At 64.9% G+C, this 17,423-nt stretch carries 19 protein-coding genes and 1 pseudogene; 11 read left to right on the top strand and 9 right to left on the bottom strand.

Annotation, left to right across the window (positions count from 1 at the left end):
* Positions 1-11: 11 nt before the first annotated feature.
* The 6 genes and pseudogenes from AC1DOX_RS17660 to AC1DOX_RS17635 form a co-directional block, all read right to left on the bottom strand.
* The gene (locus AC1DOX_RS17660) at positions 12-1,769 is read right to left on the bottom strand and encodes an FAD-dependent oxidoreductase (RefSeq protein ID WP_441618210.1); all 1,758 of its coding nucleotides are present in this window, start codon (positions 1,767-1,769) and stop codon (positions 12-14) included.
* Positions 1,770-1,804: 35 nt separating this feature from the next.
* The gene (locus tag AC1DOX_RS17655; RefSeq protein WP_441618208.1) at positions 1,805-2,857 is read right to left on the bottom strand and encodes an alpha/beta fold hydrolase; all 1,053 of its coding nucleotides are present in this window, start codon (positions 2,855-2,857) and stop codon (positions 1,805-1,807) included.
* 148 nt (positions 2,858-3,005) lie between these two features.
* Positions 3,006-3,443 (bottom strand): MarR family winged helix-turn-helix transcriptional regulator, encoded by a 438-nt coding sequence (locus tag AC1DOX_RS17650; RefSeq protein WP_441618206.1) that lies wholly within the window; start codon positions 3,441-3,443, stop codon positions 3,006-3,008.
* Between the two features lie 239 nt (positions 3,444-3,682).
* Positions 3,683-4,144, bottom strand: a complete 462-nt coding sequence (locus AC1DOX_RS17645; protein ID WP_441618204.1) for a DUF6130 family protein — start codon at positions 4,142-4,144, stop codon at positions 3,683-3,685.
* A gap of 327 nt (positions 4,145-4,471) precedes the next feature.
* Positions 4,472-4,810: a rhodanese family chromate resistance protein ChrE gene (gene chrE, locus AC1DOX_RS17640; RefSeq protein ID WP_441618202.1), complete on the bottom strand. Its 339-nt coding sequence runs from the start codon at positions 4,808-4,810 to the stop codon at positions 4,472-4,474.
* Between the two features lie 271 nt (positions 4,811-5,081).
* Positions 5,082-5,861, bottom strand: a pseudogene (locus AC1DOX_RS17635) (porin); the annotation flags it as partial.
* Positions 5,862-5,980: 119 nt separating this feature from the next.
* Here AC1DOX_RS17635 and AC1DOX_RS17630 point away from each other — a divergent pair.
* The 3 genes from AC1DOX_RS17630 (at position 5,981) to AC1DOX_RS17620 (ending at position 9,754) form a co-directional block, all read left to right on the top strand.
* Positions 5,981-6,154 carry a hypothetical protein gene (locus tag AC1DOX_RS17630; RefSeq protein ID WP_441618200.1) on the top strand — a complete coding sequence of 58 codons (174 nt, stop codon included), beginning with the start codon at positions 5,981-5,983 and terminating at the stop codon, positions 6,152-6,154.
* 144 nt (positions 6,155-6,298) lie between these two features.
* Positions 6,299-7,555, top strand: a complete 1,257-nt coding sequence (locus tag AC1DOX_RS17625) for a bifunctional alpha/beta hydrolase/OsmC family protein (protein WP_441618198.1) — start codon at positions 6,299-6,301, stop codon at positions 7,553-7,555.
* 1,632 nt (positions 7,556-9,187) lie between these two features.
* Positions 9,188-9,754, top strand: a complete 567-nt coding sequence (locus AC1DOX_RS17620) for a hypothetical protein (RefSeq protein WP_441618196.1) — start codon at positions 9,188-9,190, stop codon at positions 9,752-9,754.
* Positions 9,755-9,792: 38 nt separating this feature from the next.
* Here the strand turns inward: AC1DOX_RS17620 and AC1DOX_RS17615 are convergent, their stop codons facing one another.
* From AC1DOX_RS17615 to wrbA, 3 genes are all read right to left on the bottom strand, one after another.
* Positions 9,793-10,077 carry a transcriptional regulator gene (locus AC1DOX_RS17615; protein WP_092140319.1) on the bottom strand — a complete coding sequence of 95 codons (285 nt, stop codon included), beginning with the start codon at positions 10,075-10,077 and terminating at the stop codon, positions 9,793-9,795.
* Between the two features lie 139 nt (positions 10,078-10,216).
* On the bottom strand, positions 10,217-11,014 hold the full coding sequence (locus AC1DOX_RS17610; protein ID WP_441618194.1) for a MipA/OmpV family protein: 798 nt from the start codon (positions 11,012-11,014) through the stop codon (positions 10,217-10,219).
* A 144-nt stretch (positions 11,015-11,158) separates the two neighbouring features.
* On the bottom strand, positions 11,159-11,776 hold the full coding sequence (gene wrbA / locus AC1DOX_RS17605) for an NAD(P)H:quinone oxidoreductase (RefSeq protein ID WP_477114046.1): 618 nt from the start codon (positions 11,774-11,776) through the stop codon (positions 11,159-11,161).
* Positions 11,777-11,993: 217 nt separating this feature from the next.
* On the opposite strand from wrbA, the gene AC1DOX_RS17600 reads away from it, so the two are divergent.
* The 8 genes from AC1DOX_RS17600 to AC1DOX_RS17565 all read left to right on the top strand — a co-directional run bounded on the left by AC1DOX_RS17600 (position 11,994) and on the right by AC1DOX_RS17565 (position 17,414).
* Positions 11,994-12,890 carry an alpha/beta hydrolase gene (locus tag AC1DOX_RS17600; RefSeq protein WP_441618190.1) on the top strand — a complete coding sequence of 299 codons (897 nt, stop codon included), beginning with the start codon at positions 11,994-11,996 and terminating at the stop codon, positions 12,888-12,890.
* Positions 12,891-12,899: 9 nt separating this feature from the next.
* Positions 12,900-13,259, top strand: coding sequence for a hypothetical protein (locus tag AC1DOX_RS17595; RefSeq protein ID WP_441618188.1), 360 nt, complete (start codon positions 12,900-12,902; stop codon positions 13,257-13,259).
* Complete coding sequence (locus AC1DOX_RS17590; RefSeq protein ID WP_441618186.1) at positions 13,252-13,569, top strand: hypothetical protein; 318 nt, start codon at positions 13,252-13,254, stop codon at positions 13,567-13,569. The genes AC1DOX_RS17595 and AC1DOX_RS17590 overlap by 8 nt, the downstream gene beginning before the upstream one ends.
* Positions 13,566-13,958 carry a hypothetical protein gene (locus tag AC1DOX_RS17585; RefSeq protein ID WP_441618185.1) on the top strand — a complete coding sequence of 131 codons (393 nt, stop codon included), beginning with the start codon at positions 13,566-13,568 and terminating at the stop codon, positions 13,956-13,958. The genes AC1DOX_RS17590 and AC1DOX_RS17585 overlap by 4 nt, the downstream gene beginning before the upstream one ends.
* Positions 13,955-14,914 (top strand): GlxA family transcriptional regulator, encoded by a 960-nt coding sequence (locus AC1DOX_RS17580; protein WP_441618183.1) that lies wholly within the window; start codon positions 13,955-13,957, stop codon positions 14,912-14,914. Before AC1DOX_RS17585 ends, AC1DOX_RS17580 begins: the two co-directional genes overlap by 4 nt.
* A gap of 50 nt (positions 14,915-14,964) precedes the next feature.
* The gene (locus AC1DOX_RS17575; protein ID WP_441618181.1) at positions 14,965-15,753 is read left to right on the top strand and encodes an alpha/beta fold hydrolase; all 789 of its coding nucleotides are present in this window, start codon (positions 14,965-14,967) and stop codon (positions 15,751-15,753) included.
* A gap of 132 nt (positions 15,754-15,885) precedes the next feature.
* Positions 15,886-16,140 carry a hypothetical protein gene (locus AC1DOX_RS17570; protein ID WP_441618179.1) on the top strand — a complete coding sequence of 85 codons (255 nt, stop codon included), beginning with the start codon at positions 15,886-15,888 and terminating at the stop codon, positions 16,138-16,140.
* Positions 16,137-17,414 carry a dicarboxylate/amino acid:cation symporter gene (locus AC1DOX_RS17565; RefSeq protein WP_441618177.1) on the top strand — a complete coding sequence of 426 codons (1,278 nt, stop codon included), beginning with the start codon at positions 16,137-16,139 and terminating at the stop codon, positions 17,412-17,414. The genes AC1DOX_RS17570 and AC1DOX_RS17565 overlap by 4 nt, the downstream gene beginning before the upstream one ends.
* The last annotated feature ends 9 nt before the right edge of the window (positions 17,415-17,423 follow it).

Genomic DNA, 17,423 nt, shown 5'->3' with positions numbered 1-17,423 from the left:
ACGACGCCGGATTAGCCGCGCGCCTGACTCTCGGAGCCCGCGAGGGAAAGGAGATGGTGGATCTGCGCCACGACGCCCGCGCCTTCGCCGACGGCCGAGGCCACGCGTTTCGTCGATCCTGAACGAACGTCGCCAATCGCGAAAACGCCCTCGGCACTGGTCTGGGAGGGCAGCGTTGGCACAAAGGCGTCCCCGAGATCGACGCCAGTCAGCACGAATCCGTTTGCATCGCGCGCCACGCTGCATTGCCGCAACCACGAGGTATTCGGCTGGGCGCCGATAAAGACGAACAGATGATGCGTCGTCATGCTCCCCTCGATACCACCCGCGCCACGGTAATGCACGCGCTCCAGGCGCTGGCCGCCTTCTAGCGCGGTGACTTCGACCCGCGTATGCAGCGTCACATTGGCAAGCGCGTTGATCCGTTCGATCAGGTAGTGCGACATGCTGCCGGCAAGGCTGGCGCCGCGAATGAACATGTGCACGTGCTCGGCGTGCGATGCCAGGAATACGACGGCCTGGCCCGCCGAATTGCCGCCGCCGAGCAGCAGCACCGGCTGCTTACGACACAACCGGGCCTCGATCGGCGTTGCCCAATAGTAGACGCCGCAGCGCTCGAAGCGCTCGAGATCCGCGACGTCGGGGCGTCGATACTCGGCGCCGCTGGCGATGACGACGGTGCGCGCGGTGATCCGACGATTGCCGGACAGTTCGACAACGCGTGGATAGGTATCGCAGTGCAGCGCTGTGACCTCGCACGGAATGCCGATATGGGCGCCGAACTTCTGCGCCTGGATGAACGCGCGGTTCGCCAGCTCCTGTCCCGTAATGCCGGTGGGAAACCCCAGGTAGTTCTCGATGCGCGCGCTCGTGCCGGCCTGGCCGCCGGGGGCGCGACAGTCGAATACCGCAACGGACAGGCCATCGGACGCCGCGTAGACGGCCGCCGCAAGCCCCGCCGGGCCGGCACCGATAATCGCCACGTCATACATTTTCGCGGGATCGAAGTCGGGGGTCATTCCCAGGCAGGACGCGAGCTGCTCCACGTCGGGGTTGTACAGCACAGTGCCGTTTGGGCAGACGACCAGCGGCAGGTCGTCGGGCTGCGGTGTCAGCCGTTGCAGGAGCGCAATCGCGTCGGCGTCGTGCTCCGCATCGATGGCCATGCTCGGAAACGCGTTGCGGCGCAGGAAATTCTGCAGCGCGACGAACCGGGCATCGCCGGTGGCCCCGACGATGACGACGCCGCGTCCGCGCTCCATCGCCAGGGTTCGCCGCAGGATCAGGGCTCGCATGATCTTCTCGCCCAGATCCGCCTCGCTGACCATCATGGCGCTCAGCTCGTCGGGGCGGATCAGCAACGCGTCCACATCCTCGATGACATGCGCATCGACCACCGCCGGCTTGTTCGACAACTGGGTGATATCCGACGTGAACTCTCCGCGCTGCCTGTAAGTGTGGATGACGCGCTTTGCACTCAGTCCTTCGGGGGCCACAATCCGCACGCTACCGGACAGGATTACGAACACGCCCGGGCAGAGGCTCCCCACTCGGTACAGGGATTCGCCCTTCGCGTAATGGCATGGGCTGCCGAAGCGGGAGGCGCGCTGGATCTCGTCCCCGGTAAGCACCGGGAACATCTGGGCGCGGCGAGGATGATCGCGCACACTGGGATCTTCATCGATGTCGTTGTCGGCCACGCTGCCGTCATCGATGCCCGCCGAGGGCTTGCCGGGTGTTGCGTTTCCGGACTCCGAAGCTCCACTCATCGCCTCATCTCCTCATTACCTACCCGACTCCGCGTTCAAAGCCTGGTCACGTCGAGCACTGCCTGAGCGAACGCCGTTGGCGCTTCCTGTGGAAGGTTGTGGCCGATGCCACCCGTCAGGTCCCGATGCTCATACTTGCCAGTGAACTTGCTGCGGTAGGCGCTGGGCGGAGGATGCGGCGCGCCGTTGGCGTCGCCTTCCATGGTGATCGTGGGCACGCCGATGGTGGGCCCCGTCGCCAGCCGCTTCTCGACGTCGTCGTATTTGGCTTCGCCTTCGGCAAGTCCTAGTCGCCAGCGATAGTTGTGTACGCTAACGGCCACGTGATCGGGGTTCCGGAACGCGGCGGCACTGCGTTCGAAGGTCGCGTCGTCGAACTTCCATCGCGGTGACGCCTGCTGCCAGATCAGCCGCGTGAAGTCGTGCGTGTATTTCTGGTAGCCATCGCGCCCACGGTCCGTCGCCAGGTAGAACTGATACCACCACTCCAGCTCGGCTGCGGGCGGCAGCGGCAGCTTGCCCGCTGCCTGATTGCCGATCAGGTAGCCGCTGACCGCGACGAGCCCGTTGCAGCGCTCCGGCCACAGCGCGGCAATGATGTCGACCGTGCGCGCGCCCCAGTCGAAGCCCGCGAGGACGGCTTTCTGGATACGCAGCGCGTCCATCAGCGCGACGATATCCTGCGCCACGGCCGCCGGTTGACCATTGCGCAAGGTATCGTTCGACAGGAAACGGGTCGAGCCATAACCGCGCAGATACGGAACAATCACGCGGTAGCCGCGCGATGCCACCAGCGGTGCAACATCGACAAAGCTGTGGATGTCGTAGGGCCAGCCATGCAGCATGACGACTGCGGGACCCTCAGCGGGGCCCGCCTCGGCGTAGCCGACATTGAGCAGGCCCGCGTTGATTTGCCGGATCGCCGGGAAGGCCGTATGCGTACCTGGCGTCGTGGCGGGCAGCGGCGTGGTTTTCGCCTGGCCGGTCTGGGCCATGGCGGGAGTCAGCGCGCCGAACTGCGCGGCGGCCAGCGTCAGGGCAGCAGTGCCCAGGAAGTCTCGGCGGGGCCGATCGATATCGTCTGTCATTGTTTTCCCCTGTTTGCGCGGAATGCGGCGAACGGCAGCCCGATAGTCAATCTAGTCTTGCAACGATCATTTGCAAACCAGAAAGTGACGTGCACCGCGTGAAGCATTTGGCGCTGGCAAACGGAACAAGGCCGGGCAGGCCGCGATGCTAGTGGCGCGAACGCTTGGGCAGCTCGCTGGCGATGTCCATGATGGCGTCGGCGCCCGCCTTGCCCATCAGGGCCCTGGCTTCGGCTTGCGCGGTCGACCATGCTGGCGCCGCGCGGCAGAGCAGTGTCTTGCCTTGCGCGGTGACGGAAAGCGGGCGTGTACGGCCATCCTGTTCCGGCGTGCCTTCGGCGAGCCATCCCTGAGCCAGCAGCGGCTGCAGGTTGCGTGTCAGCGTCGAGCGGTCATGATGATTCCGGCGCCCAAGATCCGCGCGACTGACCGGACCCAGCTCATGCACGAGCACGAGCACGAGCAGCGTGAACTGCGGCGCGTTGATGCCAAATGGCCGCGGTGCCTGATCGTAAACGGTGGTCAGACCCCGGGAGATCTGCCGGGTTCGGGTGAACAGGCAGCTTCGCAGGATCTCGCCGCCCACCTTGTCGCCCTTGCTCTACCAGGTATCTGAAGTCATGTCAGCCAATGTGTTGTACATGCAGCAATCCTGCCGGCGCAGACCCTGAGGGGGATCGCCGGACGACGGCTCGCCGCCCCGCATCGAAAGCATCAAGGAACGTATTTAAGACGGAGGTGGTATCGCGTCTGTATGGCGCCCGGCCCGGTCTTGTCGTGAATTGTGTCGACGCCAGCGCGGGATACAGACGCGTACAAAAAGGATCAATGCTTGTGCGGTTGTGAAGCCTTCAGATCCGGCACGTTGACGGAAACCGTCTCGGTGCCGAGGATCTTGTGGTTCGGGTCGGCGAGTTCGAGCCGAAGCTTGTGTGCACCCGGCGTCAGCCCCACCACGATGATGGGATCCTCGCTGGTATGGGCCCAGGTGCCCGGCGTGTTGTCAACGGTCACGTGAAGGTGCCCGACACGCGGCGATAGCTCGACGGCGGTCTTGCCGAATACCGGCATGACACGGAAATTCTCGGTCCGGAACTGCACGATAACGACGCCACGGGCCAGCGGTTCAGGCAGCGGCGGATATGGGATCAGCTTTGGCGCCGGTTCCGATTCGAGCGGAAGAAGTGCAGGGGGACGACCGGCATCCGATGCAGTCTGGGCGAAGGCCGTCACGCAGAATGCCGCGCCAGCCACAGCGGCTGACACCTGTCTCAGTAGGGAGCGCATGATTCTTGTCCTTTCGCAGAGGGGTTGCCTCGCGCGGGCCGAAATGGCCCCGCGCGTATGTACAGAGTAGGCGTGCGATGGCGTCCCGGATGCGATAGGGCGCAGCAAAATGCGTCGTCAGGCGCAGGGAGTGGCCTATCGCGTCCAATTGCTTTCACCCTGCGCAAGGAAGAACCGCGCTCACATACGCGCGAGAACGCCGCCGCGTGCCCGCAGTGGCGTTTCAGGCACGAGCACTGCGCTAGCTGAAGTCGGACATGAACAGATGAAAGGTTTATCGCCGATCCCCCGGCAAGTCCGCGGGGCGCTCGCGCGTCATCCATTTCATCATTCGCTCCGTGATGGTTTGCTGGCCGTGGGGTGACCATCTGCGACCCACTGTTCGATACCACCTTCGAGATACGTGACGCTATGTCCAGCCTTCTCCAGCCGCGTGGCACAGTCCTGGCCTACCTGATGGCCGCGGACGCAATAGACGACGACAGGTCGGGAGGCGTCGATGGCTGTGATCCAGCGCTCGATGTCGGCGGGATCGTGCCAGAGGGCACCGATCAGGATTCTTGCACTGGCCTCGAAAGCTTCCGGGCGTCGCACATCGATCAACTGCACGGCGACCGGACCTTGCATCGTCGCGGCAAGCTCGCTCGGGGAAATTGACTTGGGCATGTCCTGGCACCTCCGTCCTATTGTTGAGCCGCCGCCTCGAAACGAGCGGAGACTCATTGGAATCCTGACGGCAGCATAGGCCGTCGTGAACGACCGCTGCAATGCCGTAGAGATCGCTACAGGCAGAGTCGGCTGCTGGCGATTCCATTCACCCAAAAAAAGGAGCGCTCGCATACTGAGAGCGCTCAAGAGGACTACGGTTGGCGGCAGGCGCGATCGATGTCCCGCCGCAAAGATCGGCCTGCCCGGCGGCCATGCGCCGCCGCTGCACTCAGAACTTGTGGCGAATACCCAGCGCTGCCCCGAACTGATTGCTGTTGCCTTTCGACAGGAAATAGCCGTTGGCAAAGCTGATGGCCGAGGTGTCGAAGTTCAGGCCGGAGTTCTTCGAATAGGCCACGGTCAGGTACACGTCGGTGCGCTTCGAGAAGTTGTAGTCGGCAATGAACGACGCCTGCCACGGATTCGGCAAGTTGGTGTTCGCCTGCGCGGCGCTGAGGCGAAGCGTCTTCAGGTTGTCGTAGTAGTACGCCGCCGTCAGGCCCAGCGCCGGGGTCACCTGCTAGTTGGCGCCGATCCAGTAGTAGTCGTCACGCAGCAGCGTATTGCCCGCGGCGTCCTTGGTCTGGCCCCAGCGGTAGCCCGCCATCAGCTTGGCCGGGCCAAACGCGTAGCTGGCCGCGGCGCCTGCCTTCTTGGCGGTCCCCTGATTGCCGACCGTCACGGCGGGATTCCACTGGTCATAGGCGATGGCCACGCCAAACGGACCGCCGTTGTACGCCACGCCGGCACCGTAGCCGGCGTTGTCGCGGAAGTTGCCCGGCGTTTCTCCCGCGCCTCCACCAGCCAGCGGTGTGGTCCCGATGGCATCCACGCCGGTGCCGAAGGACCAGTGCGCTGCCGCCGTGACATCGCCGAACTTCGCCGAATACTTCGCGGTATTGTCCGAGCGGAAGTTCATGCCGACCTGCGCCACCACCGGCTCATACAACGTCGCGTAGCCGGTCGGCGAGAAATTCGCAAACAGGTCGAACATCGTCGTGTACCTTCGGCGCGGCAGCCTGCCTGGCCGCACTGCCGGTGTTCTGGACGGTTCCGCCTGCCTACCTTCGCGCGGACCAGGCCCCTGCGGGGATCGCATTCATCAGCAGCCTTGGCGGCCTTGCGGCCATGCTTAGCCCGATTGCGGTGGGTGCGATCAAGACCCGCACCGGCGATCTGTACCTGGCGTTCCAGCTCATTGCCGTGCTGTTGTCGATCGGTGGCCTGGTGCTGCTCCTGACCATTCCGGCCCGGTTGCTGGCGGACAAACGGCGCGGCCAGGGGGCGGTCGGCGCGGCGTAATGACATATCGGGCCGCTCCGCCATGTCGTCATAGCGGAGCGGCGCGCTGGCCCCGCGTCTGGCCGTCGACAGCAAGGGTCTGGCCAACACGACAGGCCGCTGTCGGCTATCCTCAGAGCGATGTACCTTTGAGAGGCCGATCCCATGAATACCGAGCATATTGAGATTCCCGGAAGCCACGGCAGCAAGCTGTCGAGCCGTCTGGACTTGCCAAGCGGTCCTATCCGCGCCTACGCACTGATCGCGCACTGCTTCACCTGCGGCAAGGACAGTCTGGCCTCCTCCCGCATTGCCCGCGCACTGACCAGTCATGGCATTGCCGTGATGCGCTTCGATTTCACCGGCATTGGCAGCAGCGACGGGGACTTTGCCAGCACGAACTTCTCCTCGAACGTTGCCGATCTGCGCGCGGTTGCGCAGTTCATGCGCGAGCAGGACCGCGCCCCGACACTGCTGATCGGCCATAGCCTCGGCGGCGCCGCCGTGCTGAGCGTCGCCAAACATATCCCGGAAGTCCGCGCGGTGATCACAATCGCGGCCCCCAGCGATCCCGGGCATGTGGTCGGCCTGTTTGGCGACAACGTGGCACGCATCCAGGAGGAAGGCGCCGTCGATGTTCGGCTGGCGGGCCGTCCCTTCCGTATCACGCGCCAGTTCCTCGAGGACGTCGGCAATCAGCGCCTGCTCGATGACGTCGCGAACCTGGATCGTCCGCTGCTGGTCCTGCATTCGCCGCAGGACACGACGGTCGGCGTGGAAAACGGCCTGCAGATCTTCGCGGCGGCGCGTCAGGCCAAGAGCTTCATGGCGCTGGATGGTGCCGACCATCTCTTGATCGACAAGTCGGCGGCGGCCTATGCCGCTGACCTCCTGCTGGCCTGGTCACGGCGCTATCTGCCGCAGGAGGCCGAGCCCGCCGCGCCGGAAGTGGTGGTCCCCGACGGCACCGTCCTCGTCGCGGAAAACCACCTGGGCCGTTACCAGCAGTCCATCAGGGTCGCCGGGCATCAGCTTGTCGCGGATGAGCCCGCCGCAGTGGGCGGCACTGGCGTCGGCCCGGGCCCCTATGACTTCCTGCTCGCTGCACTCGGCGCCTGCACCTCCATGACGCTGCGCATGTACGCGGAACGCAAGGAACTACCGCTGGAACATGTCTCCGTCGCGCTGCGGCATGCAAAGATTCACGCGCAGGACTGTGCGACCTGCGACACCAAGGATGGCCGGGTCGACTGGATCGAACGTCAGATCAGCTTGCGCGGCCCGCTAACGCCGGAGCAGCGCACGGCGTTGCTGGGCATTGCCGATCGATGCCCGGTGCATCGCACGCTCCAGTCCGAAGTGAGTATCGTGACGTCGGCAGACACGTCGGAGGAGGCTCTGGACAATCCGTCCGGGGCATAGCGGCGCAGACGGAACGGCGGCAGGGGCAGCGGCAGACGCTTGCCGATAGCTGCCGCGCCATGATTGCGGCATGTTCGCGGAATGCGTCGCGCAGTGCGTCCCGGACTAAGCGCGCGTGGCGCTCGCGGTCGCGCGTGCCGTGCAGCGCCTGCACGCGTACCACAATATCGAGGAGCGTCGCCAGCACCGGCGCCGCAGCCACCAGCGCGCCGGAGCCTTTGGCAAACAGCCGGGCATGCCGGAGCGCCTCGGACTCGGGCATGCGCCGGCCGATGGCCTGCAGGGCCGCCCCCAGCAACCTGGCAAGCGCGCCGGCTTCACGCGATGCGGCTTCCAGGCCGCCTGCAATTGGCGTGGCGGCCTGGTTCAGCAGACGTGTGAATCGCCACCGGGGCTGGGGAGGCGATGGCAGCGCCTCCAGCGCGTTCGCCAGCATCGGCTCGATGGTGCCGCCCGGGACGTCATCGCATCGCATGAGTGCGGTGGCGCGGCACGCGCATGACCATTCGCATGCCTCCACCTGAATCGTTTGCCACTGTGCGGCCACTGGCCCGGCGATCTGGCTGACTGTCTCGTCGAAGAAGGCGCGGGCCTGTGCGCCATTCATCGAAAGATCGATACGCGCCATCGCCTGCGCGGCACGGGCAAGCACCGTCGAGGCCAACTGCTGCCGCCAGAACGCCGTCAGCGCGCGCAGGCGCTCCGCGTCGGCATGCGGCTCCTCGTCTGGTGACGAGAACAGCGTGGCTGCGCCGTACACCCAGATTCGCTGGCGGCAATGCGCGAGGGTCAGCGCGTTCCGAAACGCATGGACGAGTTGCGTTCGCAGCGCCGTTTGCGACAGCGCTTCGGCGGCTTCCCGGCGAACGAGGATCTGGCAAAGCCATCGTTCCGCCATCCACGCCGCACCGATGGAGAGGGCGGTGGTGACGGCGGACTGCCAGGGCATGTCGGGCAACAGTTCGACCCATGCCAAACTGGCCAGCACCGCTGCGAGCGTGGACGAGACGCTACAGAGCACGATGTCCAGATATTTGCGCCAAGGCGCCCGGCCGGACGCGCAAGGGACACCGGCAACGACGCGCGGCCATGGCGTGGGCGTGGTGGGCGGCACGGGATGGTTGGCCGGGTCGCGCCCGATCTGCAGGATGTCCGCCATCTGATGCGTCGTGTCGCCGATGCCGTGATCATCCAGTAGGCGCTGCCAGCACGCTTCCAGATCGGTGTTCAAGCGTGTGCCGCGAAACAGCACGTCGACCATTCCCGGTACGGCGTCGTGCGCATGCTGGAACCGTAAGGACAGCAGCCGCAGCACATGCCGGCGGACGCGACGATGGGCAAGCGTGGAAGGAATCGAAGGGCTGTGCTGCATGGAGATCGCCCGATGACAGATGGCGGTAAGGTGAATCTAGCAGCCCGTCACGTGCCATCGCCACGGAAACGTGGCACCAGTTTCGGCCGACGGCACGCGCGCCACGGCCAAGGGAAAAGGCAGCCGGGAAACGGGTCGCCTCCTGACCGATTCCATGCCAACGTTGGCGCAGGATGCCGCCGGTTGGCACAGGCGATGCGTGGGACTACTGCTAGAGTCCATAGCATCTATAGGCACCAAGATGGGAAGGAACCGAATCGATGAACTGGACACTGGAAGAGATGGCTGCACAAGCCGCGCGCACGTTGCACGACGGCGAGTTCGTGGACCTGGGGCCCGGCATGCCGACGACCCTCGTAGCGCATATCCCCGATGACGTGGAGCTTTGGGTGCACCTGCAGGAGCCGCGAGCAGGCATGACCGTCTATCCGACCGATGACTACATGGATGCCGGCTTCATCGCCGCAGGACAGGAAGGTGTAGGGCACGAGCGGCAGCCGACGACGTACCACTCGACCGCATCCTTTGCCGCGATGTCGAGCACGCACGCGGATGTCGCCGTGGTGGAAGTGACGCACGCGGAGGCGTTGCAAGACGCCGTCGCCGGCGCAGTCGTCAGCGTTGGCGCCAGGCGTGTGCTGGCCATGCTCGCATCGCCGCAGGCGCTGGACCTGCTTCAGGGTTCCGGATACAGCTTGCCGGTGCGGATCGTCACCCCTGTGGCCGTCGCCGACGTGACTCCCCAAGGCTTGCGAATCCTGGCGGCTGCCGAAAGCTTCGCATCACAGCGCGTGCAAAACGGGGAGGACATGCTGGAAGGCCGATAGGCCCATGCCGCGCCATGCCGGCGACGGCATGGCAGCGACTACGCGGGATGCTGTGGACGTCCCCGCGTAAACGGGCCGAAAGCGCCGGCATGAACGTCGCGGCTGAAATGCTCCAGCCAGTCCGATTCGTCCCCGATCAGGTACTCGCGCTCGATGTTGTTGGACAACCGCCGCACCGTCAGCCAGCCTTGCAGCCCATAGATCTCATCGGACCTCGGGTCGGTGGTGTCGATTTCGATCAGCACGAAGTCGTGGTGCGGCAGGCCATGTCGCTCCAGCAGCGACAGGAACCGGGAATGTTCGTCCGCGTCGATCAATTCCATGATGCATATCCTTCAGAGTGCGTGGCGACACCGCGTCGCCATCTGGTACCTGTCACTCTAGCAATCGCCTGTCGCTGATTGAAGGCCGGCAACCGTCATTTCCGTGCCAACTGGACAGCGGATCCGGCCGGATCGCGCATTAGAACGTATAGCGCACGGCGGTCAGCGCCAGCACCGAGGTCCGGCGCTCCACGATCGGGCTCTGCGCTGCGTTGCCGATCAGTGTGGACACGGCCAGGCTGTTCATCAGCGACCAGTGGCGATCGAAGCGATGCCGCCACGCCAGTCCGACGTCTGCTGCAAATGGTCCACCCCGCATCCCATATTCCTGGAACCCCGATCGGGCGGACTGCGCGGCATCGACGCCGAAGTAGCTCTGGTTGTACCGTCCGTTGCCGAGCAACAGCCCTCCGCTCACGACGATCTCGTCAAGCGGCCCCTTGTAGGCGATGTACCTGACCGTGGCGTTACCCATGATGCCGCGTTCGCGATGGGTTAGCGGGATATCCACGGTGCCGGATACCGAGAGACGATCTGTCACCGCGTAGCCGAGCATCAGGCGATTGACCACCGAGCCGCGGATCTTGCCCATGCCTTCCAGGTGATCGGAGCCGGGCAGGTCCGCGCGATTGTGGTCCTCCCGGCCGAGCGCATAAGCCAGTGCCGCCGACCCAAAGATGCCCGTGGAGGACGAGAAGCGATAGCCAAGGCCATCCGGAAAGGAGGCAAACAAGCCGTTCTCGGCCTGGGCGGAGAGCAGCGGCGCGATGACCGGACGGTAGTCCTTGCTGCCCAGGTATCGGGGTGCAACGCCTCCGGCCAAGCCGATGCTGACACTGCTGCCGCCGGATTGTGCATCGTCGGTAGTTGTGCGCGCGAAGGTTGCCGCAAAGGTCGAGCTTGCAACGGGAATCAGAAGTAGGGCGAGGGTGCGCATGTGGGCGGCTGAGTTGGAAAAGTCGCCCACTGTATGAGGCCGGAATCGGCAAGTCTGTCGCGATTCCGTCTGGAGTTGTCGAAATCTGTGACTCGTCCGCGCGCACCCCGCAAGTGCATCACGTGCGGCGCCGCCGTGGCCGCATTAGCTTGCGACGTCTTCCGTAGTCATCTGCCGGGCAACCAGCGTCGCCACATGCCCCCCCTGGAACTCGGCCAGCGCCAGTTCCCGCTCGCTCGGCATCCGCTCGCCCATCATGCCAGCGATGGTGGCCGCACCGTAAGGCGAGCCACCGCGCGTTTCGCTGATGTCCCGCAATTCGGGCGCCGTGTACGGCAAACCGACGATGACCATGCCGTGATGGATGAGGTTGTGCCAGAACGAGGTGATGGTGGTCTCCTGCCCGCCGCCGGTGCCGGTGGACGTGAAGACGCTAGCGAACTTGCCGACCAGCGCATTGCGCATCCACAGCGCGCCGGTCGTATCGAGGAACTGGCGCATCTGGGCTGCCATGTTGCCGAAGCGAGTCGGCGTGCCAAAGATGATGGCGTCATAGGCCTCCAGCTCGTCCGGCGTGGCAATCGGCGCGGGCTGCTCGAGCTTGAAGCCATGACGCACGGCGGTCTCATGCGGCACCGTCTCGGGCACGCGCCGGATCGCAACTTCCGTTGCGGAAACAGAGGCGGCGCCACGGGCAATCGCGTTGGCCATCAGCTCGACATGGCCGTAGGTGGAGTAGTACAGAACAAGGATCTTCTTCATATTGGCAAGACGAAATCGTTGGAGGTGCGCAGCGAGGCATCCGGTGCCCGCGCCAGGCCGGTGCCAGTCTATGTGGGCACGCGTGCAACGACGCGCCAACATGGCGTCGATACCGGCCAACGCCGCGATGTGGCTGAAGGCGCCACCGTCTTGGCTGACGCGGTGCAATATCAGTGCCTATGATCGCCAGGTCAATTACGCTTGCACGAGGCTGGTCATGCTATCGCCCCAACTGGACGACATCGTTCATCTTCTTAAGACGCACAACGCTCGCCTCGCAAGCGAGCCCTCCGTGCTGCAACTCCGCGAGCATGCCGATGCCCTCTACGACGCCCTCGACATTCCACAAGGCGTGCGGTTTATCGACGGCGATGAAGTTCACGGCACGTGGACCACTTTCCACGGAGCGCGCCGCAATCAGGCCATCCTTTACCTGCACGGCGGTGGCTATGTCATGCATACCCCGCAGCAGTATCGGACGCTGACGGCCGCGCTGGCGCTGGAAGCGCAGCGCGAAGTGTTCGCCGTCGACTACCGCCGTGCGCCGGAGCATCCGTTCCCCTATGCGCTCCACGATGCATTCAACGCCTACAAGTGGCTCTATGAGCGGCTCGGCGAGGACCCGTCGATCGTCATCGCCGGCGATTCCGCGGGCGGCGGCCTGGCAGTCGCGTTGATGCTGATGTGCGATCAGCACGGCATGCCGATGCCACGCGGTGCCTTTCTGATCTCGCCGTGGACCGATCTCAGCCTTAGTGCGGAATCGATCCGCTCGCGTGCGGCGCTGGATCCGATCGTCTCAGAAGCGGGGCTCCGGTTCTTTGCGCGAAGCTACCTGCAGGAACACCAGGATCCACACCATCCGCTGGCGTCGCCGCTCTTCGGCGACCTGGCCGGGCTGCCACCGATGCTGATCCACGTCGGCGGCAACGAGGCGCTACTGGATGATGCGACGCGGCTCGCCGCGCGTGCCGCCGCAGCGGGCGTGGACACCTCGCTCAAGGTGTGGCCGTCGATGTTCCATGAATGGCATATGTGGCACACGCGCCTGCCGGAAGCCCGCGCGGCCGTGATGGAAGGCGCCGCGTTTATCCGCGCGCGCTTCGACGCCTGAGCCATGACCATGGAATCGCTGGCTGCGGGCGTGACGCAGGAACCCATGCGCCCCCTACACCCCCCAAGTCCCATACACATTCCTATCCGCATCACGCCGGGCAGGCCGGGGTTCAGCCGCATCGCGTGCGGCGATGCAGCGCATCCGCTCGACGCGACCGGTGCATTGAGAGCGCAACTTGCGCTCGCGTTTGTGCTGGAGAACATCCTTGGCCTGCCGCAGCGCGTCGCGTACGGCATGCAGCTTGCCAATGTCGAGGTCAAGGCCGATGTGGCGATGGCCTGCGCGCTGGCGATGGAGTCCACATTGTGCTTTCTCGGCATGGATGCTCGGATCGCCCCCCCGAACAAGGAATCAGATCATGATTGAACTCCGGCGGCTGGATGGCCCGGCCGGCACCGAGATCCTCGAAGTCAGCTGCATCGGCTACACGCCCGATGACGTCTTCACGCGCTTCGTTCGCATCAAGGTCAGCATGGAAAACCTCCTGCCGGCTGCGTCCATCCTGCAGACACCCCACACATCGGCGTCGGGAGAGGTCGGATTGCGATGGTGCGTCGGGCTTGGCGAGAGCCCTCGCTACCTCACACTGATCCGCGCAGCACTGGATGTGCTGGGGCTCAGGTATCGCGATGGGGCGATGGGCCAATCGTCGAACCGCGGGAGAGAACTCAAGTGAACGCCCCCGATAACACGCCGATGGCGGTCGAAAAGATTCTCTTGCTCAGGGACCCTCGTGATCTCGAAGCCATGCTCAAATGGCTCGATGTGGCCTGGGCGGATCTCCATAACCCTTTTTCGCTGCGCTATGACGAACTGATCGGCAGCGGCATGGCAGCGAGCGTATCCACCTGCCTGTCGACGGCCGTTCTGGACGTGTCGATCGACGACCCCGGTAGCTGCGGGAGCAAGGCGCGCGTCCGGATTGCCGCGCGAAGCACTGCCGCCCCGACGCCCGACCGGCTGCGTTGCCTCGATGATGTGGTGACCACCGTCTTCCTCCAGCACGTGGCTTCGGCGTTCGCCTTCGACGTCGAAGCGAATGCCCTCGCGTCCACGCCGCTATGAAAGTCGCCGTGCTCGCTTTTCCCGGCATCCACATGCTCGATCTGGTCGGCCCGATCGACGTCTTCAACGAGGCGGCGCGGCAGGCTGGCAGTCCCGGCGCGTATCGCTTCGAGATCATCTCCGCCGCGCCCGGGCCGCTCACCGCTTCCAACGGCATGCAGGTCACGCCCGACGCCACGCTGGCGACCAGCAGCCGGGACATCGACACCTTGCTGGTCGCCGGCAATCCGTTCTCGGATTCGAAGACGGACGATAGGCTCGTGCAAGCGTGGCTGCATCGCCATGCCAGTACGGCGCGGCGAATCGGCACCGTGTGCGCCGGGACGCTGCTGCTGGCGAAGGCAGGCCTGCTCGACGGCAAACGTGCCACGGCACACTGGCGCGCAACGCCGCGGCTGGCTCGTGCGTTCCCGAACGTCAACGTGGAACCCGATCAGATCTATGTGAAGGACGGCAGCGTCTACACGTCTGCGGGCGTGACTGCGGCGCTCGACCTCGCGCTTTCCATGGTGGAAGAGGACTTCGGGCGGGCAGTAGCGCTCGGTGTGGCGCGCGAGTTCGTCATGTTCCTGAAGCGCCCAGGAGGGCAATCGCAATTCAGCGCCCATCTGGCCGCGCAGACGGCGGAACGGAGTGCGATACGGGAGACCCAGAACTGGGTGATCGAAAACCTGGAGATGCCGATGTCCGTGGATAGCCTGGCGGCCCATGCCGGCATGAGCACACGCAATTTCTCGCGCGTGTTCAAGCAAGAGTGCCAGGTCACGCCTGCGGATTTCGTCGAGGGCGCCCGGGTCGATGCCGCGCGCAGGTTGCTCGAGGAAACACGTAACCCGCTCAAGCGCGTGGCGGCGCTGACGGGATTCTGCGACCCCAACGGCCTGCGGCGTGCGTTCGTGCGTCGGCTCGGGGTTTCGCCGGGCGAGTATCGGCGGCGCTTCCGCGTCGCCGCTTAGTAGCCGAAAGGGCTGGAAGGCCCGCAATAGCCGGAACAGGAACCCATCACATGTACGTCAAAGTCAACGGCATCGACATTAACGTCGAGACACAAGGAGCCGGCGCGCCGCTCGTCCTGGTCCACGGGCTGAGTGCGAGTCTTGGCGTCTGGCAAGCGGACGTCGCGCGCTATGCGCCGCATTTCCGCGTGATGACCTACGATACGCGCGGCCACGGAAAGTCCTCCCGTCCCGCTCGCTATACGCTGCAGGACCATATCGAGGACCTGAGAGCGCTGCTGGATACGATGAGCAATGGGCCGGTCACGCTGCTGGGCGCGTCGATGGGCAGCTACATCGCGCAGGGCCTCGCGTCGCACTATCCGGCTAGCGTCGCCAAGCTGGTGCTCGTGGCGCCGAAATGCCACGGCACGACATCGTCCTCGGCCCGAATATTGGCCGAGCATGCCGATGCCATCGCCGGCATGACGCATCGCGAGCGACAGGCTTTCCTGCTCGACAAGGCGTTTTCATCGGCTGCGCCTGTCTCGGTCCGGGAGGCGGTCCTGGCCTTGGAGCTGTCCGACCTCCTGGATGAGCAGGCGATGGCCGCCGCCAGTGACGCGCTGGCAGGCTTCGATTTCCGCAAGATGCTGCCACGGGTCAGCGCGAGCACCCTGGTGATTTGCGGGCGCGATGACATCCTTAATCCGCCCCAGGCGGCGCAAGAATGCGCGGCGCTGATTCCGGAGTGTCGATACGTCGAGATCGCCGACGCTGGCCACTTCCCCGGCGCGGAAGCACCGGACCGCTACTACGCGGCGCTCGATGCGTTCCTTGGGGTGCCATCCCGGCCGTAGGTGCCGGAAGAATGGCCGCGCGCCACCCTTCGCGGCCATACGCCATCCGAAAGGGGACTCCGATAATCGAAGCACCACGGCTCGCTCTCTCATCCGGGAAGCAGCGCGCGTGTTTCGTTATTGGAGGACCCCATGAAAAGCGAAGTAGTGCTGTATCACGACGGCTGCAAGGTCTGCCTTGCAGTGGTCGATGCGATGACCGGCCTGATTGACAGTGACCGGCATGACCTGAAAGTCATCAACCTCGCCGCCAACCACGCGCTGACCGCGCAGGCGGAAGCGGCCGGCGTCAAGCGCCTGCCCAGTCTGGTCATCGACGGAAAGGTGATCGAGGTCCAGCCGCATGCACCGGTGGCAGAGTTCCGCGAGGAGCCGATGCCGCAATGAAATCGAGTCGACTTCCCCTCTACATTTTTTCGGCGATGCTGCTCGGCGTGATCGTCGGCGCCAGCCTCCACCATACGCTGAGCCCGGACGACGCACGTTCGGTCAGCGGCTACCTTTCCATCCTGAGCGACATCTCCCTGCGGCTGATCAAGATGATCATTGCCCCGCTGGTCTTCGCGACGCTCGTGGGTGGCATCGCCGGCATGGGCGATGGCCGCGCCGTGGGCCGAATTGGCCTGAAGGCGATGTCCTGGTTCCTCCTGGCCTCCATCGTGTCGTTGCTGCTGGGGCTGGTGATGGCGAACCTGCTCGCACCCGGCGAGGGCATGAACCTGCCGCTGCCGGCCGCGGATGCCGGCACGGGCGTGAAAACCGCCGGCCTCAACCTGCGCGACTTCATCGGCCACATGTTCCCGAAGAGCGTGGTGGAGGCGATGGCAACCAACGAGATCCTGCAGATCGTGGTGTTCTCGCTGTTCTTTGGCGTGGCGCTGGGGCGGCTGAAAGATGGCGCAGGGCAGCCGGTGCTCCATTCCATAGAAGGCATCGGGCAGGTCATGCTTGGCCTGACCAACACGGTCATGGCGTTTGCGCCGGCAGGCGTCTTCGGCGCCGTGTCATCGGTCATCGCCACGCAGGGGCTCGGCGTCCTGCTCGTCTATGGGAAGTTGCTGGGCAGTGTCTATCTGTCGCTGGCGATCCTTTGGGCGGGGTTGATCGCGGCGGGCTATCTGTTCCTTGGCCGGCGGGTATTCGCGCTGCTGCGGGACATCCGGGAGCCGCTGCTGGTGGGTTTTGCGACGGCGAGCAGCGAATCCGCGTACCCGAAGCTGATGGCGCACCTGACACGCTTCGGCGTCAGCGAGCGCATCGTCAGCTTCGTGCTGCCACTCGGCTATTCCTTCAACCTGGATGGGTCGATCATGTACACGTCGTTCGCGGCGCTGTTCGTGGCGCAGGTATACGGCGTGCAGCTATCGGTGAGCCAGCAGCTCACCATGCTGCTGGTCCTGCTGGTCACCAGCAAGGGGATTGCGGGCGTTCCCCGCGCGTCGCTGGTGGTCGTGGCGGCGGTGTTGCCGATGTTTGGCTTGCCGGAAGCCGGGATCCTGCTGGTACTTGGCATCGACCACGTGCTCGACATGGCGCGCACGGTCACCAACGTCCTCGGCAACGCGCTGGCGACTGCCGTCGTCGCCAGAAGCGAAGGAGCGCTTGCGCGATCGTCGGACCCGGCCGATGCGCGCGGTGCCGGACAGGTCGGCTATTCATGATCTGACGAC

The sequence above is a fragment of the Cupriavidus sp. 01L415 genome (genome assembly GCF_056400065.1).
Note: the sequence above shows the minus strand (reverse complement) of the source record. Positions and strands in the feature narration are given on the sequence as shown.